General features: G+C 58.9%; 19 protein-coding genes. 4 read left to right on the top strand and 15 right to left on the bottom strand.

All coding sequences use genetic code 11. From position 1 onward, the window contains the following. Positions 1 to 14: 14 nt before the first annotated feature. The 10 genes from B6S08_RS11560 to B6S08_RS11515 all read right to left on the bottom strand — a co-directional run bounded on the left by B6S08_RS11560 (position 15) and on the right by B6S08_RS11515 (position 10671). Positions 15 to 1127: a carboxynorspermidine decarboxylase gene (locus B6S08_RS11560; RefSeq protein ID WP_245849855.1), complete on the bottom strand. Its 1113-nt coding sequence runs from the start codon at positions 1125 to 1127 to the stop codon at positions 15 to 17. 162 nt (positions 1128 to 1289) lie between these two features. Beyond that, positions 1290 to 2483, bottom strand: a complete 1194-nt coding sequence (locus B6S08_RS11555) for an MFS transporter (protein WP_094200968.1) — start codon at positions 2481 to 2483, stop codon at positions 1290 to 1292. A gap of 351 nt (positions 2484 to 2834) precedes the next feature. After that, a complete protein-coding gene (locus B6S08_RS11550) occupies positions 2835 to 3587 on the bottom strand; it encodes a cache domain-containing protein (protein ID WP_094200967.1) in 753 nt (250 codons plus the stop codon). A 212-nt stretch (positions 3588 to 3799) separates the two neighbouring features. Then, the gene (locus tag B6S08_RS11545) at positions 3800 to 4543 is read right to left on the bottom strand and encodes a FadR/GntR family transcriptional regulator (RefSeq protein ID WP_094200966.1); all 744 of its coding nucleotides are present in this window, start codon (positions 4541 to 4543) and stop codon (positions 3800 to 3802) included. A gap of 177 nt (positions 4544 to 4720) precedes the next feature. Beyond that, positions 4721 to 5431 carry a substrate-binding periplasmic protein gene (locus tag B6S08_RS11540; RefSeq protein WP_094200965.1) on the bottom strand — a complete coding sequence of 237 codons (711 nt, stop codon included), beginning with the start codon at positions 5429 to 5431 and terminating at the stop codon, positions 4721 to 4723. Continuing rightward, positions 5428 to 6804 carry a glutamine synthetase family protein gene (locus B6S08_RS11535; RefSeq protein ID WP_094200964.1) on the bottom strand — a complete coding sequence of 459 codons (1377 nt, stop codon included), beginning with the start codon at positions 6802 to 6804 and terminating at the stop codon, positions 5428 to 5430. The genes B6S08_RS11540 and B6S08_RS11535 overlap by 4 nt, the downstream gene beginning before the upstream one ends. A 123-nt stretch (positions 6805 to 6927) precedes the next feature. After that, a complete protein-coding gene (locus B6S08_RS11530) occupies positions 6928 to 7686 on the bottom strand; it encodes a type 1 glutamine amidotransferase (RefSeq protein ID WP_211284223.1) in 759 nt (252 codons plus the stop codon). 50 nt (positions 7687 to 7736) lie between these two features. Next, complete coding sequence (locus tag B6S08_RS11525; protein ID WP_094200963.1) at positions 7737 to 8177, bottom strand: flavodoxin domain-containing protein; 441 nt, start codon at positions 8175 to 8177, stop codon at positions 7737 to 7739. Beyond that, complete coding sequence (locus B6S08_RS11520; protein ID WP_094200962.1) at positions 8174 to 9454, bottom strand: FAD-dependent oxidoreductase; 1281 nt, start codon at positions 9452 to 9454, stop codon at positions 8174 to 8176. The genes B6S08_RS11525 and B6S08_RS11520 overlap by 4 nt, the downstream gene beginning before the upstream one ends. Continuing rightward, entirely contained in the window at positions 9451 to 10671 is a 1221-nt protein-coding gene (locus tag B6S08_RS11515) for a cytochrome P450 (protein WP_094200961.1), read from the bottom strand. Before B6S08_RS11515 ends, B6S08_RS11520 begins: the two co-directional genes overlap by 4 nt. Before the next feature lie 307 nt (positions 10672 to 10978). On the opposite strand from B6S08_RS11515, the gene B6S08_RS11510 reads away from it, so the two are divergent. Together B6S08_RS11510 and B6S08_RS11505 are read left to right on the top strand one after the other, a co-directional pair. After that, on the top strand, positions 10979 to 11737 hold the full coding sequence (locus B6S08_RS11510; RefSeq protein WP_094200960.1) for a type 1 glutamine amidotransferase: 759 nt from the start codon (positions 10979 to 10981) through the stop codon (positions 11735 to 11737). Further along, the gene (locus B6S08_RS11505; protein WP_094200959.1) at positions 11734 to 13230 is read left to right on the top strand and encodes an aldehyde dehydrogenase; all 1497 of its coding nucleotides are present in this window, start codon (positions 11734 to 11736) and stop codon (positions 13228 to 13230) included. Before B6S08_RS11510 ends, B6S08_RS11505 begins: the two co-directional genes overlap by 4 nt. 70 nt (positions 13231 to 13300) lie before the next feature. On the opposite strand, the gene B6S08_RS11500 is transcribed toward B6S08_RS11505, so the two are convergent. From B6S08_RS11500 to gcl, 4 genes are all read right to left on the bottom strand, one after another. Beyond that, complete coding sequence (locus tag B6S08_RS11500) at positions 13301 to 14569, bottom strand: glycerate kinase type-2 family protein (protein ID WP_094200958.1); 1269 nt, start codon at positions 14567 to 14569, stop codon at positions 13301 to 13303. Positions 14570 to 14755: 186 nt separating this feature from the next. Further along, positions 14756 to 15652 carry a 2-hydroxy-3-oxopropionate reductase gene (glxR, locus tag B6S08_RS11495; RefSeq protein ID WP_281254934.1) on the bottom strand — a complete coding sequence of 299 codons (897 nt, stop codon included), beginning with the start codon at positions 15650 to 15652 and terminating at the stop codon, positions 14756 to 14758. Positions 15653 to 15712: 60 nt separating this feature from the next. Further along, entirely contained in the window at positions 15713 to 16495 is a 783-nt protein-coding gene (gene hyi / locus B6S08_RS11490) for a hydroxypyruvate isomerase (protein ID WP_094200956.1), read from the bottom strand. Between the two features lie 68 nt (positions 16496 to 16563). Beyond that, complete coding sequence (gene gcl, locus B6S08_RS11485) at positions 16564 to 18339, bottom strand: glyoxylate carboligase (protein ID WP_094200955.1); 1776 nt, start codon at positions 18337 to 18339, stop codon at positions 16564 to 16566. Between the two features lie 688 nt (positions 18340 to 19027). Here gcl and phaP point away from each other — a divergent pair. Together phaP and B6S08_RS11470 are read left to right on the top strand one after the other, a co-directional pair. Next, positions 19028 to 19669, top strand: coding sequence for a TIGR01841 family phasin (gene phaP / locus B6S08_RS11475; RefSeq protein ID WP_094200953.1), 642 nt, complete (start codon positions 19028 to 19030; stop codon positions 19667 to 19669). 136 nt (positions 19670 to 19805) lie between these two features. Next, positions 19806 to 20288 (top strand): FKBP-type peptidyl-prolyl cis-trans isomerase, encoded by a 483-nt coding sequence (locus tag B6S08_RS11470; RefSeq protein WP_094200952.1) that lies wholly within the window; start codon positions 19806 to 19808, stop codon positions 20286 to 20288. 170 nt (positions 20289 to 20458) lie between these two features. On the opposite strand, the gene phaR is transcribed toward B6S08_RS11470, so the two are convergent. Further along, entirely contained in the window at positions 20459 to 20983 is a 525-nt protein-coding gene (gene phaR, locus B6S08_RS11465; protein WP_094200951.1) for a polyhydroxyalkanoate synthesis repressor PhaR, read from the bottom strand. Positions 20984 to 21002 lie beyond the last annotated feature (19 nt).

Raw genomic sequence — 21002 nt, 5'->3', positions numbered from 1 at the left:
GTTTACTCCATGCCTCAGGAGAGGCTGTCTACAAAGTCGTCAAAGGTAAATCCCCTGACCAGGTTTACGCTGCCGTCGAGTTCACGCACGGCGATGGCGGGCATCTGCACGCCGTTGAACCAGTTCTTCTTCACCATGGTGTAGCCGGCGGCATCGATAAAGGATAGCCGATCCCCTACCTGCAGCGGCCGGTCGAAGTTGAATTCGCCGAATATGTCGCCGGCCAGACAGGACTTGCCGCACACCATGTACCGATGTTCGCCGTCGTTGGGCGCCATCTTGGCGGTCTCCCGGTAGATCAGCAGGTCGAGCATATGGGCTTCAATGGAGCTGTCCACTATGGCCAGTTGCTTGCCGTTGAACAGGGTGTCGAGCACGGTCACTTCCAGCGAGGTACTCATGGTGATGGAGGCCTCGCCGGGCTCCAGATACACCTGCACGCCAAAGCGCTCTGAAAAGGCCTTGAGCCGGGCACAGAAGCGGTCTACCGGGTAGTCTTCACCGGTGAAGTGAATGCCGCCGCCCAGGCTTACCCAGGTGATTTGCGGCCGGCTCAGCAGGCCGCCGAATTTGTCTTCAATCTCACCCAGCATGCGATCAAACAGGTCAAAGTCGCTGTTTTCGCAGTTGTTGTGAATCATGAAGCCGGAGATTTTGTCCATCACCGCTTCCACCTTGGCGGCGTCCCACTCACCCAGACGGCTGAAGGGACGGGACGGGTCGGCGATCAGAAACTCGGAGCTGGACACCCCCGGGTTCAGGCGCAGACCGCGCACGTGGCTGGCGGAGGCTTGTTCAAAACGCTCAAGCTGGCCGATGGTGTTGAAGATTACCTTGTCGGAGTGAGCCAGCACTTCTTCAATTTCGTCGTCGCCATAGGCCACGCTGTAGGCATGGGTTTCGCCGCCGAATTTCTGTTTGCCGAGCTTCACTTCGTTGAGGGAGGAAGAGGTGGTGCCGTCCATGTACTGGCTCATCAGGTCAAATACCGACCAGGTGGCAAAGCATTTCAGGGCCAGCAGCGCCTTGGCGCCGGAGTGCTCGCGAACATAGGCGATTCTCTCCATGTTGCGCAGCAGCTTGCTCTTGTCGATGAGATAGTAAGGCGTCTTGATCACTAGGGTCATACCTCCAGGCTGTGAACACCACCCGCTTAGGGAATTTTAAAGCGCGTGATTATAGAGGAAAGGTGGTCATGCTTCGAGCAAAAAGTGTGACGAGCCAGTCAAGCCGGCATGAAAAAAAGACCGGCGCGAATGGCCGGTCTTAGTCGTGTTTTTATCGGCGCGTTAAGCCATCGAAGCGGCCGCCATGGCCCGGTTTCGCTCCTTGGCGATGGACAGGGGGATCATCAGCGCAATCAGGGTCGCCAGAGATACGGCTGCAATGCCCCAGCCTGCAAGCGAGTAACCGCCCATAGAGATCAAGGCTCCCGATATAGCCGGGCCCAAGGCGATGCCCAAAGTCAGGAAACTACCGCAAGCGGCAACGACTCGTCCTTGCTTGTCGAGGGAGGCGGCGAGGGCGGTCAGGTAGGCAAGTGCATAAAAGTAGGTAAAGGAGATCATCATGACCGCAACGGTATACATGGTTTTGGAGTGTTCCCCCAGTACATAGCCCAGGCTTACCCCTCCGCAGGCCAGCACGCCGATAATCACAGGCGTACTCATGCCAAACCTTTTGCCGATGATGGCAGCCATCAGGGGGCCGATGAGGCCGATAAAAGACTGGAACGAGAACAACATGCCCAGGGTTTCGCCATCATAGCCAACCCGAATGCCAACCTGCTCAACAAAGGCCCAGCCCATGGTATCGCGGGCGGCGAATAGAAACATGGCCAACATCATGCTAATGGCCACGCCTGAGAGCAGCTTGCTGTCGGGAGCGGCCTGGTGGTGTACGTGATGGGATGTGTCGGCCTGTTGCTTCATAAGGAATATTGGCAGGAGCATGATTGCCATGGTTATGGCCATCGCATAATACAGACCGGCCAAGCCGTAACTGGCCATGGCGCTGGCGAAGGCCAGCATGACAATGATCATCAGGCCGACAAAGAAGACGTTCATATAACCAGCCACCTTGTCGGGATCCCTGGCGCTGGACACACAGGCATTGCCACAGGCAAACGCCAGGCCGGTGCCTATGCCGGTGACGCAACGAAGTATCGCCAGCAGCTCTACTTGCGGAACGGAAGCCGATGCCACATTGGCACTGATGGCAATCAGGGCGCCGATCAGCGTCAGGGTCCGGCGAGGGGCGCGTCCCATCAGGGGTGCGACGATCAGCGAGGCCAGCATGGTAAAGACAAATTCAGCCGAAAGGAGTAATCCGGCTTGGGCTTCGTTAAGGCCAAGGTCATTGATCACGGCGCTGATCAAAAAGGGCAGGGCGAGCAAGGCCAGCAGGCCCACGCCGTAGGCGGCGGCAAAGGAGGAAAGCACCAAAATCCAGCTTTCCGGCATGAAATCACGTATCTGCTTCATATTATTAAATCCCTCCGATGGATTGCGGCATGGTAATAACCGCTTAATCGTTATCCATGATTAAAAACTGCATAAAATTTCAGGTATTAGCGGCCTACTCCTCCTGAGCATACAGCGAGCCTGCTGATAACAGTCTTGCGGAGGCACGGTGGAGCAGCCGTTAAAAGGCTAGCACAGCAACATTAGTATTTCATATGATCTTATATGTTTTTATTGAGGGAGAATTACTTTTCTTGGCTGTATGCCAGTTGGGTACTCAAGAAAGTGAGGCTTGCCTTGAACTGGGCAGCAACCGAACGGTGGTTTGATAGGCGCTCACACTGTCCGGTTGTATGGTATTGCCCGCTCGTTTCAGGCGTGGACCGCTGCTGCAGTCCGGCTGTGGTTATGGGCGGTGATCAAGGACCAGTGGGAGAGTGTTTCTTTCAGTTCGATGATCTGGTGGCGGGGATTATCACGGGCAAGCAATGGCTTGGCCATGTCACCGGCGCACCAGTTGGCGGTATTGGCGGCCACCACTCTTCCCTCTCGGGTGATGATCAGGGCTTCGCCTGTCATCTGCATCAATCCGGCTATCAGAATATTCTCCAGTTTGTGCAGAGCAATGTCCGCGCCGGCAATACCGACAAATTCACCGTCTATATGAATGGGCCTGGAAAAAGTCAGTATGTACATGTCCTGGCCGTACAGGTCCACATAGGGGCCGACCACGGCACTTTCTGCTGTTTCTCTTGGTTTTGAAAACCATTGCATCTTCAAGTAATTATAATAGTTTTCGCTGTTTTGGTTAAAGTTGAGCGGCAAGGGTGCCAACCGGTCGCCGGTACTCTTGTGCCACCACTCGCAGCACATTTCCCTGTCGGCGAAGACGTTGGGCGCAAACACCACGCCATTACCCTGAATACAGGCCTGCCCCTGAGTCAGTTGACTTGATACCAGAGACTTTAGTGTGGATAGATCGGAGGATTTGGGCTGAATGCCCTGATGGCTGAGTGGCTGCAGCAGGTGGGTTACTGCCTGGTGAATCGTGTCTATTTGTCTGAAAATACTAGCAATGGCGGTGTTGATCCGGGTGACACACTGGTCGAGTCTGGCTTCATCCATGATATTGCCTTTTTGTCATTATTCGCTGACTAACCCTCAGGCAAATTGAGCGAGGGCTCAAATTTGCCTCTTCAGTAGGAATGGGTAATTCCTGCAATAGATAGAAAGTTAACATGGTGTTAATTGTGTTGGTAGTTTGATTTCGGTTTTTAAACCTATTCTGCCGCCCTCCCTCACTGGCGCATGGACTGTGTCAGTTGTGTCGTTTTCGGTTACTCACCCTGCTTGGACACCAGCTCCAGCTTGAGGTTGATCAGTTTTTTGATGCCACGGGAAACATGGGCCTCGGCCAGGGCGCCGGCCAGGTTGCTGTCGCCGCTGACAATGGCTTCATGAATGGCTTCATGTTCACTGCGGATGATGTCGGGAGTGAGGGCTTGCGGTAACCAGAGCAGCTCACCCAGCTCGGCCTGCAATCGTATCTCGGCATGAGTGAGCCGGACCGACTGGGAGGCGACGGCGACCTCGATGTGGAAGCGGGCATCTGCCCGGCGGCGCTCGCGCCGTGAACTGGCCTTGCTGAGTGCCTGAATATAATGCGCCAGCTGCTGATGGTGCTCCGGTGCCGCCCGCTTGGCGGCCAGTCTGGCGGCCATGCCGGAGATGGCGGTGTGCTCATCGCTCAGATCCCTGAGCTCCAGGGTGCTGAGCTCCTGCAGGCGTTTCAATAATGCTGCTGCAGGCTGTTCTTCCGCATACCGCACAAAGCTGCCGCCATTCCGGCCCCGGCGGGTTTCTATCGCGCCCTGCTGGCGCAGGTGGGCCAGGGCTTCACGTAGGGTCACGGTGGCCACCCCAAACTGGGTGGCCAGCTCGGTTTCACTGGGCAGTTGTTGGCCTTCTGCAAACAGACCGAGATCAATCGCTTCCATCAAACGGCGGACCACTTCTTCGGTCCGGCCTTCCTGGCGAATCCGAATAAAGGAACCCGAGTGTAGGGCGAGTGTATCGTTCATGTTGGTTTCAACCTTGTGTAGACTCATTAACGGTACAGCAGAGCCGTCATACGGCCAGTGTGGAGACAATGCGTGGGTCGTGCCAGGGAGTATATTATCAGAGTATTAGTGGTTTAGCAGGGCATTCTGTAGAGGGAGCGGCATGCCGGATTTGGCATGCCGCCTGGGGAGGGAGAGTTAGAATGGATAGCGCAGCGTGGGCATCCACTTTTGCCAGAGTTGCTTCAGCTCGCCGCTGGCCTTGACCTCCGACAGTGCCTGGTTCACCCGCGCCAGCCAGGCCGGCTGGCCTTTTTTGATGGCAATGCCCCATTCATTCTGGGTGGGAGCGGTAAAGGCAATGGCCAGATCGGCTTCTTCTGCCAGCGGCACCAGGGCGACGTCATCATCCACAAAGGCGTCAATCTTCCCGGCGCGCAGGGCCTTGACCATGTCTCCCATCACATCGTCCGAGTCACCGGCGAAGGGCACAGTGATGCAATCGGTAAAGCTTTCGGCCAGCGCCATGTTCAGGCTGTTGGCGATGGCGCCCACCCGTTTGCCCACCAGATCGGCCGGGGTTCTGACCTGATCGCCGCGCAGTATCATCACCGCCTCGTCAAACACCGCATAGGGCTGGGTAAAGTCCGCCAGGGACTTGCGGTAGTCGGAGATCCCCTGACCGCATAGCAGAATGTCGCCCTGATTGGCGTCCAGCGCCGGGTAGAATTCGGCCCAGTTCTGATACACCAGCTCGGTCTCCAGTCCCAGTTTGCTGGCCAGCAGCCGGGCCACGTCGGTTTCATAGCCGTGTCGGTAGCCGTTTTCGTCCTTCCAGAACAGGGGCGGAGCGGGCAGGTCGGCACAGATGACTCTGAGGGTGGTGTCTCGCTGTACGGCAAGGCTCATGGCAGGTACTCCATATACATTTTTTTCTCCCAGTCGGTGACCACGGCGCAGAAGCGGGCCCATTCATCGGCCTTGAGATCCCGGTACAGGCTGGCCATTTCGTTCGGCAGCGCACTTCGAATGACTTCATCCTGGTCAAAGCAGTGAATGGCATCGCCCAGGGTTTTGGGCAGAACACGGGACCGATCTGGCTTGGCGGGAATGCTGTCGCTGTTGTCCGGCGCCCCCGGATCGGTATGGTTGCGCAACCCGTCCTGCATGGCGACCAGCAGCAGGGTATGAGAGAGATAGGGGTTAACGCTGGCGTCGGGAATTTTGTATTCCAGCCGCCCATTGGCAGACAGGCGCACGGTACAGGTTTTGTTGTCCATGCCCCAGTTGACACAGTTGGGCGCAAACAGGCCCGCATCCCAGTAGCGTTTGTAGGAGTTGACGGTAGAGGCCATCATGATCATGGAACCGGGAGCGTGGGCCAGAATGCCGCCCAGGGCATGCTTGCCGATGTCGGTCAGGTGCAGATCCCGGCGGCCAGTCTCGGCCAGCACGTTGTGATCACCTCGCCACAGGCTGAAGTTGTGATGGCAACCGTTGCCCATGCTGCCGGTGGTGGGTTTGGGCATAAAGCTGGCACGAACGCCAAACTCGCTGGCCACCTGACGGCAGATCATGCGGTAGGTCATCAGTCGGTCGGCGGTCAGATCACAGCGATCAAACATCCAGTTCAGCTCCAGCTGGCCCGGGTCCTCGTAATCGCCTTCAATCATGTCCAGGCCCATGGCGGTGGCATATTCCATGACCTTTTTGTAGATGGGGCGCATCAGCTCCAGGTTGCCCATGTGATAGGCGGGGCTGGCGCCGGGGCGAACATGCACTTCCAGCTTGTCGCCCAGCCAGGACATTTCGGGCTCGCAGCCGGTTTTCAGTTGCAGACCGGTTTCATCCAGGAAAGCCTTGTGGGTGTCAATCAGCAGGCTGCGGGCGTCTGTGGCCAGTACCTGACCGCCAATTTCGGGAATGTGCTCCGGCTCGTAGAGGCGGCAGAAGAAGGCGCCGACGGAGGTGTCCCAGGGCAGCACATTGAAGGTGTCCATGTCCGGCATGGCGGTAAACTCGGCCGCCTGAGCGCCACCGCCGAGCAGCACCCCTTCCCGGGTGGTCTGCAGATCCACGATGGCGGTGCGGTGGAACTGAATGCCTTTTTCCAGGTTGCGCAGCAGGTGCTTGGCCGGCACCACCTTGGCGATAATCCGGCCCGACAGGGTTACTACCTGATAGTAGAGGTATTCAACGCCGGAATCCTTTACCCGGACCGCCAGCTCCTGGGCCTGGGCGGAGCAGGTGTTGTGCTCTTTGTGCAGATCTAATGCGGTCATTTTAACTCTCCTTGTCGCGCTGTGGCGCTATGCAATGGGTGCAGTCTCTGATCCGGTGGTCGCCGTTTCAGGATAAAATTAAATATAAAATATGGTTTTATAGTTTTCAATGTAAAAATAAGGTTAAGCCCGGTTTTCTTGCTGCGACTCAATCACGGCAGGCGCCCCGTGTTCTCGAAAAAAGCTCGCGACCCAGGCGGCGATCTGGGTGTTGTCGACCCCTATTCGCTCCAGGCTGCTCAGGGCGGTATCGGCCACCTTCCGGGGTAGCAGATTGCCCGAGTAGCGGCGGGCAAGCGCTTCCACATAGCTGGGGGGGAACTCGGGGTGATACTGCACCGAGAGTGCCGGAAACGGATAGCCCAGCACACCTTGACGGCAGTGGGATGAGCCCCCCAGCACCTCGGCCCCTGGCGGCAGATCCACCACCTGATCTTGGTGAAATACAAAGGCGGCACCGGCGGCAGGTACCGAGTCGGCATACTGGTAGGGCTGGGCGCCCACGCCCCATCCCTGCTCGGCCCGGCGGGTGCGGCCCCCGTAGGCATCCGCCATGATCTGGTGACCAAAGCAGATTCCAAACACCGGGCGGCGCTGCTCGCGTAGTTGCTGCAGGAAGCGTTTCAGGTCTTCCATCCAGAGGGTGCCCTCATAGCAGCTGTGTTTGGAGCCGGTCAGTATGTAGCCGTCAAAGGTGGCGGGATCCGGCAGAGGCTCTCCACTCACCGGGGACACCTGGCTGAATACGGCTTCCGGCAGGGAAGGAGACAGCCAGTGTTTAATCATGGCCGGATAACTGGCAAAGCGGTTTCGCAGCTCTGCCGGTACCAGGCCATTTTCAATCACGCACAAACGCAGGGTGCGGGGAGTGATGTTTTCCATGGACATTCCTGTTCACTCATTTGACATCAAGGTCACTCAAAGCGCAGCGCTTAAAAGGCGCTGACCACCGTCTTGAGCCAAGCCAGGGCTACATCACCGGGCAGCTCGCCGCTGGAGGCATCGTGCCGGCCCCGCTCGGCCATTTCCCGGGCGCCCAAGGCAAGGAACTGATCCGCCATGATCTGACTGCCCTGGTTGAAGGTGGCATAGAAGCTGTCACCCAGGCCAAAGGTGGCAAAGCGCAGATGGCTCAGATTCGGCTGGTTGTTGGTCAGTTGCTCGTACAGAGGCTGTGCGGAGTTGGGCAGCTCGCCGTCGCCATAGGTCGAACAGACCAGCAGCAGGATATCGCCCTCCCGGGTCTCGCCGATATCGAAGTCGGCCATGTCCTGGGCGCTGGCGTCAAAGTCGGAAGACAGCGCCTCGACAATATCGTCGGCTACCATCTCCGCATTACCGGTTTCGGTACCAAACAAGGTTATGATTTTCATGATTGAGGCTCTCCCTGATGGATATCATTCACAATCCGCAGCATTTCGGCGGTGTCCCTAATTTTTTTGCGTATTCTTCCGGCGGGTGCCGTGGTCACTTCCGCCGCGTCGATGCGTTTCCAGCCGGCATAATCAACAGACTGGGCTATCACGGACTCAGGCATGGCGGCAAAGCCGGGCTTGCCTGTGGTCATGAGGTCGGTCTGGGCCAGTATCAGACCGGCCACCGTCTTGGCATCGGCCCGGTTTTCCGGAATGGTGCCCCTGGGGCCCCGCTTGAACCAGCCGGTGCAATAGAGCCCCGGGGCCAGATGGCCGGCCTCGGGATCTGCCCCGGCATGGCTCAGGCCCTGTTTGCAAAAGGCGCTGTCCGGTCGCTGGGTGAAGCCGATGGCGGTGATCACACTGTCGGTGGTGAGCTCCAGTTTCTGCGTTTCACGCCCGGCTCGGGTGAAGTGGAAACACTGTTGTCCCTCGGTGGCGGTCAGAGACTCGGGCTGCCAGCCAAAGTGAAAATGGATCTCGAGCTCGGCCTGCTCCCTGGCCTGCAGGTCGCGCAGGGCGTCCAGCTTGGCGGCCACGGCCTTGTCGTCATCGTTATCGGCAGGTGGTAAATCGTGAACCCTGTAGCTGACCCGGCACAAACCGGCCAGCTCGCGCAGCATCACGGTATCGAACTTGGCCTGTGGGGCCGGTGAGCGGCCGACGATATGTATTTGTCTGAGCGGGGTAGCCTGCAGGCGGCTCAGCACCTCGTCGGTAATTTCCGAATTGTCGAACTCCTCGGCAGACTTGGCCAGCAGGCGCAGCACATCGATGGCCACGTTGCCATTGCCGACGATCACCGTGGATTTACCCAGTTGCGGGTGGAAATCCTGCTCATCAGGGTGATCGTTCAGCAGCCGGGTCAGGCGGCCTGCTCCGTAAATTCGGGCCTGCTCGGCGCCCGGAATATCCAGCGGGCGATCGCCGTGCAGGCCGGTGGCCAGCGCCACTATGTCAAAGGTGTCACGCAGGGTATCCAGGGAGATATCCCGGCCGATCTCGATATTGCCGGCAAAGCCTATGTTGTCCCGTTCGAACAGCCGCTCGAACTGGCGAATGACGTTCTTGGTTCCAGGATGGTCGGGCGCCACTCCGTAGCGCACCAGGCCATAGGGAACCGGCATGCGGTCCAGCAGGGTGATCTCCGCCAGCGGCCACGCCTTGCGCAGGGCCTGGGCGAGGTAGCAGCCGGACGGACCGCTGCCTACAATGGCGATGGTCGGCGTCTTCATGGGAGCTCCATGGGCGCAAAGGCAATGGGCATGGAGATGGCGCCTGTGTTGCCGCTGTCGGGCAGCCAGGCCGCCTCCCCGTTGTAATGGGGCTGGTGCAGTCGCTGGGCCAGCAGGGCCAGGGCCTCGGTCATATCACCGCGGGCAATAAAGTGGCCGATACAGTGGTGGGCCCCGGCGCCAAAGCCAAAGTGCGGGCACCGCTTGGCGGTAATATCGAATTCCGGGTTGGACATGGCCCTGGGATCCGTGCCGGCCGACTGGCTGAACAGATGAACCGTGGTGCCTTTTTTGATGTCCAGCCCCTGAAAGGTGAAGTCTTCCAGTGCTTCACGGGTGACCCAGGTGACGGTGGGGCGAACCCGCATGACTTCTTCCACCGCGGCCCGAGCCAGCTCCGGCTGCTTGCCCAGCAATTTCCATTGCTCCGGGTGTTGGATAAACAGGTCCATGGCCAGGGAGAGCTGGTTACGGGTGGTATCGATGCCGCCGAAAATGGCCAGCACTATCATGTCGTACAGCTCGGTATTGCTCAGGGCTTCTTCATTTTCCTGGTTGGCCCGGATCAGGTTGCTGAGGAAGTCGTCGCCCAGTCCCTGCTGCTTCAGATTGGCGACGGCCTGCTCGGCATACTGGAACAGCTTGTCGGTGGCCGCATTGATCACGGCTTCATCCTGCTTGAAGGTCACTCCCAGGGCCAGGCCCATGTCGCTGGCCAGGGTGGCGAGCGCCTTCCACTCGGAGCGGGGCAGGCCCAGCAGGGTGCAGATCACCTGGGTCGCATAGGGCTCGGCAAACTGGCTGACAAAGTCGCACTGCTCATTCTCGATAAACTCATCGATCAGCTCGCTGGCGATTTCCTGAAAAACCGGCGTCAGTTTTTTAACCAGCTTGGGCGCAAACGCCGGATTGGCGAGACGGCGCAGACGGGAATGGTCGGCGCCTTCACGGCTCAACAGCATACGCATCCACCAGTCGGAAAAACTGCCGGTGGCCTTGTTGTGGGCCGGCCAGGCGTAGCTGCCCTGACGCAGGCGCTGGTCGCGCAGCAGGTGGTTAACCTCATCGTAGCGCAACACGGCAATGCCGTAGGGGGTGCGGGCGCACCAGCTTTTTTCCCTGGCCGCGATCACTTCGGGCGAGCGCATGGAAAAGGCGGGATCGGCGACATCCAGGTAAGGGATATTCTCGAGGGTGCTCTGGGGACAGGAAAGCATGGACTACCTCCGTATATATGCGGCCTTGATCTTCCGTTCAGGCGTGCCGTGTTCGTTTGTGACCCATCGTCACAAATCATGGGTATGACAGGGCGGTGCATGGCGCGGCCCAAGTGACAATAAAGTTAAAATATGGTTTTATATTTTTCAAGCGCGATTTTAGTGATAACGATCGTTTTTGTGGTTTATCCGGGTATTTATTACCGGGGTGATAACGGAATAAAGACGTGCATTGATCGGGATGATTGGAAAACTCGACGACTTAAGATATGGTTTAGAATGATTTTGGTTGATAAGGATGATTGCCATGACTATTCGCCGTGCCGTTGCGCTGATTCATGCGAAGACGGATCTTGTCGGCAGCCTGCCGGACGCCTTGCTGGAGCTGGGCATCACCCTGGATGTGGTCTGTATCGAGGGAGCATTGCCGGATCCGGAGACCCTGGAGCTGCTGTTTGTGATGGGCAGTATTGATGCGGCTTATGACGACAGCCTGCCCTGGTTGCAAAAAGAAATCACCTGGCTGCGGCAGGTGATCGACAGGGGCGTCCCCGTACTGGGGATCTGCTTTGGCAGCCAGTTGCTGGCCCGGGTGCTGGGGGGCGGGGTGGCGCGCAACCACACACCGGAAATTGGCTGGTGCCATATCGAGACGCCGACCGATGATTGGGTTCATGCGGGGCCTTGGCTAAATTTCCATTTCGATGCCTTCACGGCGCCGCCCACGGCCGCGCTGCTGGGGCGTACCGAGCTGGCCCAGCAGGTGTTTCGCCAGGAGCGGGTCATGGGCGTCCAGTTCCATCCGGAAATTACGCCAGCCATGTTCGATACCTGGACGGCAAGCTGGCGCCAGACTGAGGAAGGGCGCAGCTTCCTGCAAGAGGTGGGGGATCTGCCCGAACGACTGCGCCGGGAAATCGAGCTGCGGCAGCCGGAAAACCGGGCCAATTTAAAACGGATGCTGCAGGACTTTTTACACTCGCTGGGCGAGCCCTGTGTCGTGACAGAGCGGGGTAATGCGCAGCTATCAGTGAAGCAACAGGCAGATACAAGGGAAGCAAAATGAGCCAGAACACCATAACGGATTGGGAAACACGAGCCCGGCAGCTATGCATAGAGGGTCGCTGCTTTATCAATGGCGAGTACCGGGAGGCGCTGCAGGGTCAGACCTTTGACTGTATCAGCCCCATCGATCAGCGCTTGCTGGCGCGGGTGGCGAGCTGTGAGCAGGAGGATGCCGAGCTGGCAGCCAGCAGTGCCCGGCAGACCTTTGAGTCGGGCATATGGTCGCGGCTGGCGCCGACCCGGCGCAAAGCGGTGATGCTGCGCTTTGCCGATTTGATCGCCGAACATGCCGAGGAGCTGGCGCTGCTGGAAACCCTGGATATGGGCAAGCCCATCAGGGATTCCCTTGCGGTGGATGTGCCGGCCACCGAGCGGGCCATTCGCTGGTCTGCCGAGGCTATCGACAAAATCTACGATGAAGTGGCTGCCACCGCGCATGACGAACTGGGACTGGTCACCCGTGAGCCAGTGGGCGTGGTGGCGGCCATTGTGCCCTGGAACTTCCCGATGATGATGGCCTGCTGGAAGCTGGGCCCGGCCCTGGCGACCGGCAACTCGGTGATCCTCAAACCATCGGAAAAATCCCCGCTCACAGCCATTCGCCTGGCGGCCCTGGCCCTGGAAGCGGGCTTGCCCGCCGGGGTGCTGAATGTGCTGCCCGGTTACGGCCACACAGTGGGCAAGGCTCTGGCCCTGCATATGGACGTGGATACCCTGGTCTTTACCGGCTCCAGCCGGATTGCCAAACAGCTGATGATCTATGCGGGCGAGTCGAACATGAAACGGGTCTGGCTGGAGGCGGGAGGCAAGAGCCCGAACATCGTCTTTGCCGATGCGCCGGATCTGGATGAAGCGGCCCGCTCGGCGGCGGCGGCCATCGCGTTCAACCAGGGAGAAGTCTGCACCGCCGGCTCCCGTCTGCTGGTGGAGGCCCCCATCAAGGATGTGTTTGTTGAGAAAGTGGCGAGCGCCCTGCGGGAATACTGGCAGCCCGGACATCCTCTGGAACTGGAAACCCGGGTCGGCGCCCTGGTGGATCAGGCACAAACCGAGACGGTGCTGGGTTACATTCGCTCTGCCCAGGAAGAAGGCGCCAGGCTGGTGGTGGGGGGCCGGCAGGTGCGACAGGAAAGCGGCGGTTTCTTTGTTGAACCCACCCTGTTTGATCAGGTCACCAGTGACATGCGTATTGCCCGGGAGGAAATATTTGGCCCTGTGTTGTCGGTGATGACCTTTGAAAGTTTTGAGGACGCCATTGCCATCGCCAATGACACCATTTATGGCCTGGCGGCCGCGGTATGGACCCGGGACTTGTCCAAAGCGCACCTGGCCGGCAAGGCCTTGCGGGCCGGTAGCGTCTGGATCAACCAGTACGATGGCGGCGACATGACGGCACCTTTTGGGGGCTTCAAGCAGTCGGGTAATGGCCGAGACAAATCCCTGCACGCCTTTGACAAGTACACCGAGCTGAAGGCTACCTGGATCAAGCTGTAAACACCGGCAGTTCAATGAGCATAATAAAAGCACCCTTGGGTGCTTTTATTATAATGGCGGTCGCTTTCGGTTATTTCGGCAGCACCAGAATGGCACGGAAGTCATTGACGTTGGTGCGGGTCGGACCGGTTTCCACCAGGGCTTCCAGCTGGGAGAAGAAACCGTAGCTGTCGTTGTTGGCCAGGTAGTCTTCGGCTTTCAGGCCGGCGGCTTCCGCTCGTGCGAACAGCTCGGGAGTGATCAGGGCGCCGGCGTTGTCTTCCACGCCGTCAATGCCGTCGGTGTCGGCGGCCAGGGCATACACGCCGGCCTGACCCTTGAGCTCGTTGAACAGGCTGAGCATGAATTCGCTGTTGCGGCCGCCCCGGCCGTTGCCCTTGATGGTGACCGTGGTTTCACCGCCGGACAGGATCACGCAGGGCGCCTGTACGGGCTGGCCGCACTTGAGGATCTGCTTGGCGATGGCGGCGTGTACCTTGGCCACTTCCCGGGACTCACCCTCAATGCAGTCACCCAGCACCAGCGGCGCCAGGCCCTTGGAGCGGGCCAGGTGGGCGGCGGCGTCCAGGGCATCCTGAGGGGTGGCGATCATGTGGAACTCGGCCTTGCTCAGGCGCTCGTCACCGGGCTTGACGGTTTCGGACTCGGGGCTTTCCAGCCAGGCACGCACGTGGGCACCCACTTCGATGCCGTAGCTGTCGAGAATGGCCAGGGCCTGGGCGGAGGTGGTTGGATCCGCCACGGTCGGACCGGACGCGATCACGGTGGCTTCGTCGCCGGGCACGTCGGAGATACCCAGGGCAATCAGGCGGGCCGGATAGGCGGCGGCGGCCAGGCGGCCACCCTTGATGCCGGACAGGTGCTTGCGCACGCAGTTCATTTCATCAATGGCGGCGCCGGACTTGAGCAGGGCCTTGTTGATGGCCTGCTTGTCGGACAGGGTCAGGCCCGGGGCCGGCAGGCTCAGGAGGGAAGAACCACCGCCGGACAACAGGCAGATCACCAGATCGTCTTCACCCAGGCCTTGCACCAGCTCGAGAATGCGGCGGCCCACGCGCTCACCGGCATCATCCGGCACCGGGTGGGCGGCTTCAATCACCTCAATGCGCTCACAGGGGGCGCCGTGGTCGTAGCGGGTGACCACCACGCCGGACAGTTCCCCTTCCCAGATGGCGTCCAGCTCGGCGGCCATGGAGGCGGCGGCCTTGCCGGCACCGATAACAACGGCTTTTTGACGAGTATCCTTGGGCAGGTATTCGGCCAAGTTACCCTTGGGCAGGGCGGCGGCCACGGCGCTGTCGAATAACTGCTGTAACAACTCCTTGGGTTGGATATCCATTGCAAATACTCCTGAAAAAACGGCTGTCTTGGTGCTGTTGTTGATTCAAAACGGGGTGGGGCAGAACGACCGGCGACCAGTGTCTAACACAAAGCCCCCTGAGTGAAAGTCATCTTTTCACCGACGTTCGCCCCGAGGTGTCCCGAACGGCGGCTGAAGCCTCAACGCCGCCGTTCGGTTCAGGACTTACTCGCCCCGAATGTTGTGGTTGGCCAGGTGCTCCAGCGCCTTGACCATGCCGGAGTGATCCCAGCCGGCACCGCCCAGGGCGTTACAGGTGTTGAACAGCTCCTGTGCGCCGGCGGTGTTGGGCAGGGAAACGCCCAGCTCGCGGGCACCGCTCAGGGCCAGGTTCAGATCCTTCTGGTGCAGGGCGATACGGAAGCCCGGATCGAAGGTGCCTTTTACCATGCGCTCACCGTGCACTTCCAGGATCTTGGAAGAGGCGAAGCCACCCATCAGGGCTTCACGTACCTTGGCCGGATCGGCGCCTGCCTTGGAGGCAAACACCAGGGCTTCGGCAACGGCTTCAATGTTCAGGGCCACGATGATCTGGTTGGCCACCTTGGTGGTCTGGCCGTCACCGTTACCGCCTACCAGGGTGATGTTCTTGCCCATGATGTCGAACAGCGGCTTGATCTTGTCAAACACGGCCTGTTCACCGCCTACCATGATGGTCAGGGTGGCATTGATGGCGCCTACTTCACCGCCGGAGACCGGGGCATCCAGGAAGTCGGCACCGGTTTCGTTAACACGCTTGGCGATTTCCTTGGTGGCGATGGGAGAGATGGAAGACATGTCCACCACTACCTTGCCGGCAGACAGGCCCAGGGCCGCGCCGTTTTCACCGAACAGTACGGCCTCAACCTGCGGGGTGTTGGGTACCATGGTGATGATCACGTCGGCGGCTTCGGCCACGGCCTTGGGGTTGGCCAGGGCGATACCGTTGTCACCCAGCAGTTCTTCCGGGGCTTTGTTGTAGTGCTCGGAGAAGTACAGGGTGTGACCGGCTTTTTGCAGGTTCTGAGCCATGGGCTTGCCCATGATACCGGTGCCAATAAAACCAATTTTCATGTTCGTTATCCTTTTGTCTGAAGACGCCGGCGTACCGGCCTCGTGGAAAACCGAATTGAGTGAAAAACCTCAGACCACGCCGTGGGTCTTGAGCCAGCCCAGGCCGGCTTCGGTGGTGGTGGCCGGCTTGTACTCGGCACCGATCCAGCCGTCGTAGCCCACCTTGTCCAGGAAGGCGAAGATGTTGTGGTAGTTCAGTTCGCCGGTGCCCGGCTCGTGACGACCCGGGTTATCAGCCAGCTGAATGTGGTTGATAATGCTCAGGTTCTTCTCCATGGTCGGGATGATGTCCCCTTCCATGATCTGCATGTGGTAGATGTCATACTGGAAGGCCAGATTGTCGGAGCCCACCTTCTCGATGATATCCAGCGCCTGCTGAGTGTTGTTCAGGAAGAAGCCGGGAATGTCGCGGGTGTTGATGGCCTCGGCGATCAGCTTGATGCCGGCATCCTTCAGTTTGTCGGCGGCGTACTTGAGGTTGGCCACGAAGGTCGCTTCCGCTTCTTCGTAAGCCACACCGGCAGGCTGAATACCGGCCAGACAGTTCACCTGGGTGTTGCCCAGTACCTTGGCGTATTCGATGGCCTTGTCGACGCCGGCCTTGAATTCTTCAACCCGATCCGGGTGACAGGCGATACCGCGCTCGCCACCGTTCCAGTCACCGGCGGGCAGGTTGAACAGTACCTGGGTCAGGCCGTTGGCCTCAAGCCTTGCCTTGATGTCGCCGGCGGCGAAATCATAGGGAAACAGGTATTCAACACCCTTGAAGCCGGCCTTGGCGGCGGCGTCGAAACGATCCAGGAAGTCGACTTCGGTAAACAGCATCGACAGGTTGGCAGCTAATTTCGGCATTGCGATGTCCTTTGTTCAGTTGGGGGCAAAGTCAGGATGGGGCCCGTGAGCCCCATCGCTGTCATCAATCAGTCCAGCAGAGAGATGGCGGTGGGGGCGTCTTCACCCTTTTCGGCCAGCTCTTCGAACTCGTTGACGGCGTCGATTTCAACACCCATGGAGATGTTGGTGACGCGCTCCAGAATCACTTCAACCACTACCGGTACGGAGTGCTCGGCCATCAGCTTCTTGGCTTCTTCAAAGGCGGGAGCAATGTCTTCCGGCTTGAATACGCGGATAGCTTTACAGCCCAGGCCTTCAACCACGGCCTTGTGGTCAACACCGTACTCGCCCAGCTCCGGCGCGTTGATGTTTTCAAAGGACAGCTGTACGCAGTAGTCCATGTCGAAGCCGCGCTGAGACTGACGGATCAGGCCCAGGTAGGAGTTGTTCACCAGCACGTGAATGTAGGGCAGTTTGAACTGGGCACCTACGGCCAGCTCCTCGATCATGAACTGGAAGTCGTAGTCACCGGACAGGGCAACCACGTTGCGGCCCGGCTCGGCGGCACATACGCCCAGGGCGGCCGGAATGGTCCAACCCAGAGGGCCAGCCTGACCACAGTTGATCCAGTTACGCTCTTTGTACACGTGCAGGAACTGGGCGGCAGCGATCTGGGACAGACCGATAGTGGACACGTAGGTGGTGTCGCGGCCGAAGGCCTTGTTCATTTCTTCGTATACACGCTGCGGCTTAACCGGAGTGTTGTCGAAGTGGGTCTTGCGCTGCAGGGTGCGCTTGCGCTCCTGACACTCGGCAACCCAGGCGCCACGGTCTTTCAGTTTACCGGCCGCTTTCCACTCTTTGGCGACTTCAACGAACAGTTCCAGAGCGGCTTTGGCGTCGGACACGATGCCCAGGTCCGGACCGAATACACGACCGATCTGAGTGGGTTCGATGTCAACGTGAACGAACTTACGACCCTTGGTGTAAACCTCTACGGAACCGGTGTGACGGTTGGCCCAACGGTTACCTACACCCAGTACGAAGTCGGAAGCCAGCAGGTTGGCGTTACCGTAGCGGTGAGAGGTCTGCAGACCGCACATACCCGCCATCAGGCCGTGGTCGTCGGGAATGGTGCCCCAGCCCATCAGGGTCGGGATAACCGGCACGTTCAGCACTTCGGCGAACTCGGTCAGCAGGGCAGCAGCGTCGGCGTTGATAACACCACCACCGGAAACCAGCAGCGGCTTGTCGGCGGCGTTCAGCATGGTCAGGGCCTTTTCAACCTGAATGCGGGTCGCGGCCGGCTTGTAGGGAGTCATCGGCTGGTAGGCTTCCGGATCGAACTCGATCTCGGCCATTTGCACGTCGAACGGCAGGTCGATCAGCACGGGGCCGGGACGACCGGAGCGCATGATGTGGAAGGCCTGTTGGAACACACCGGGAACCTGGCCCGGCTCCAGTACGGTGGTGGCCCACTTGGCAACCGGCTTGGCGATGGACTCGATGTCTACGGCCTGGAAGTCTTCCTTGTGCATACGGGCACGCGGCGCCTGGCCGGTGATGCACAGAATCGGAATGGAGTCGGCGGAAGCGGAATACAGGCCGGTGATCATGTCGGTGCCGGCAGGGCCGGAAGTACCGATACACACACCAATGTTGCCCGGGTTGGCACGGGTGTAGCCTTCGGCCATGTGAGACGCGCCTTCAACGTGGCGGGCCAGTACGTGGCTGATGGAGCCGAGACCCTTGAGCGCGGCGTAGAAGGGGTTGATGGCGGCGCCGGGAACGCCAAAGGCTTTGGTGACACCTTCCAGCTCCAGGATTTTAGCGGCCGCTTCGATTGCTTTCATTTTAGCCATGATGTGTATCCATTCATCTGAGGTGCTCTCGGCACCGTGTTGTTGTACGTCATAAGTAATGCAGTGGTGCGCAGACCGGCCTGGTGAGGACCCTTAACATCTACGCAACCCATACTCTGATGATACGAAAAAAAATGTGACGATCAACAAGTTTTGGAAATGATTTTTATAATGTGGAAATGATGGCTGGTGGGGTAATCGTGATGCATTGGTCAGGAAAGATCACAAGATGTTGTTTTTAATGGTATCAGATCGATTTTTATGAGGCGGATGTCGACATGTCGGTTTTTGTTTCTTTTTTTGGAATCGCTTTCCTTCTTTATAAGGAAGACGATCCGGCATCGCTTGAAACCTACAAATGCTTAACAAGGCTTACTGTGTGGCAAGTATAGTACAAACTAGTAGTGATATTGTGTTCATTTAATCAAAACAAAGCGGCCGGCATATTGCACCGCAATGACCAGGTGCCGTCGGCGGACCCGAATGGTCACAAGGTCAGAACTCATGGGCTTGAAGAGGGGAATGATGAAGGTGATATGAATTTTTTGCGGCGCACAAAATATTCCTTGAAAAAGTTTTTTGTGCGGTGCAATAATAATCCTGCGCGCCAAATCCGGTTCAGAGGTAAAGGGGTTTGCTGGCGTGCCGGGCCACGGGCCCCATACCCATTCATCAGGAGACGCCAACTATGTCATGGTTTGATATTGCCAAACTGCAGAAAGCACAACAGGACAACCTGGCCCTGGTCCAGGGCCTCGGTACCAGCCTGCTGGCCGGTGCGGAAAAGCTGGGTCAGCTGCAGCTGAAGGCGCTGACCGAGCTCAGCACCGCCCAGTTCGACTACGCCGGCAAGCTGCTGGCCGTGCGCGATGCCAAGAGCCTGGCCGAGCTGAACCACACCGTATTCGGTCCCAGCGCCCTGCTGGAGCGCCAGCTGGACTTCAACCGCGAAGTCTTCTCCCTGCTGGCCGACGCCCAGCAGCAGCTCGGTAACTACGGCGAGCAGCAGTGGGCCGCCGGCAGCAAGCAGGTTGACGAGTGGGTTGAGCAGTTCGCCGCCCACGCCCCGGCCGGCTCCGAATCTGCCGTGAGCGCCATCAAGCAGGCGGTGAGCCAGGCCAATGAGGCCCGTGAAGGCGCCCAGAAGGCCGCCAAAGACGCCGCCGAGATCGCCGACAAGGTGATCAAGCAGGCCGCCGAGCAGTCCGAAAAGGCCGCCCGTCAGGTAGCCGAAGCTACCGAAAAGGGCATCAGCGCCGTGACCGCCGCTGCCGCCAACAACGGCTCCACCGCTAAAAACAGCCGTGCTGCCGCTGCCAAGGCAAACTGAGACTAATACCAATAAACAGAGCTGTTATCTCGCTTGGACGGCAGGGGGAAACCCCGCCGTCTTTTTGTGTTTGTGAGCCTGCGTATCGCATCTGGTATGATGACTGGGTTTCTAGACACGACGAACAGGACAACCAATGCAAATCGCAAACGATACCGTGGTGCAGTTCAACTACACCCTGAAAGACGAGCAGGGCGAGGTGATGGACACCAACGAAGGCAAGGCCCCCCTGGCCTACCTGCACGGTCACAACAACATGCTGGAAGGGCTGGAAAAGGCGCTGGACGGCAAGAGCGAAGGCGACAGCTTCAGCGTGACCCTGGCGCCGGCCGATGCCTATGGTGAGCGGGACGAAAGCCTGATCCAGCGTATTTCCGTGCGCCATCTGCAGGGTGCCAAGCGCTGGGAGCCGGGCATGGTGGCCATGGTGCATACCGAGAATGGCCCGCGCCAGGTGGTGGTGGTCAAGGTGGGTCGTTTTATGGCCGACGTGGATCTCAACCACCTGCTGGCCGGCCGCACCCTGACTTTTGATCTGGACGTGGTATCGGTACGTGCCGCCACCGAGGAAGAGCTGGAGCACGGCCACGCCCACGGCGAAGGCGGTCATCAGCACTGAGCTGGTTTATGGAGCGCGGGCGGCTCGCCCGTGCTCCACTAACGCCATGCAAGTTTGTCGGTTGCTGATGAGCGAAGCGAATCGCAACACGAAGGCGGCTGTGGAATGTTGGAATTCGCGGGGCTAATTCCAACCTACCTGATCGGCGTGCTTTCCAGGACGGCGGGGAGTTACTCCTCGCCGTCTTTTTTGTCCTTGTCGTTTTGCTCCGGGCCGCCACCGAGGCCACCGAACAGGCCAAACATGTTCTGGGTGTTGAGGTAGAGCTGGCGGGACTGTTCCACATACTGGCGCATCATTTCCTGCATCATGGGTACCTGACCCTGCATGAAATCGGTCCATGCCTTGGTGGACTGCATGCCGGCCTGGGTCTGTACCTCTATCATCGACTGAATGCTTTCATCCAGATAGCTGCCCAGCACCCCCTGAAAGGGGCCGTAAAAGCGAATGATGTTTTTCAGCATGTCACTGGAGAAAATGGGGTCGCCACCGCTTTCCGCTTCCTGAATGATCTGCAGCAGAATGCTGCGGGTAATGTCCTCGCCGGTTTTGGCGTCCACCACCTGAAAGGGCTCTTCTTCCTGCACCAGCCGGCGAATGTCAGCCAGGGTCACGTGACTGCTGGTGTGGCTGTCGTACAGGCGGCGGTTGGGGTATTTTTTGATGGTGCGAAGACTGTCCTGGGATTTTGACATGCGACACTGGCCCTGAAAA

The sequence above is a fragment of the Oceanimonas doudoroffii genome (assembly GCF_002242685.1).
In the GTDB taxonomy this organism is placed as follows: domain Bacteria; phylum Pseudomonadota; class Gammaproteobacteria; order Enterobacterales; family Aeromonadaceae; genus Oceanimonas; species Oceanimonas doudoroffii.
This window is presented reverse-complemented; position numbering and strand designations above follow the sequence as displayed.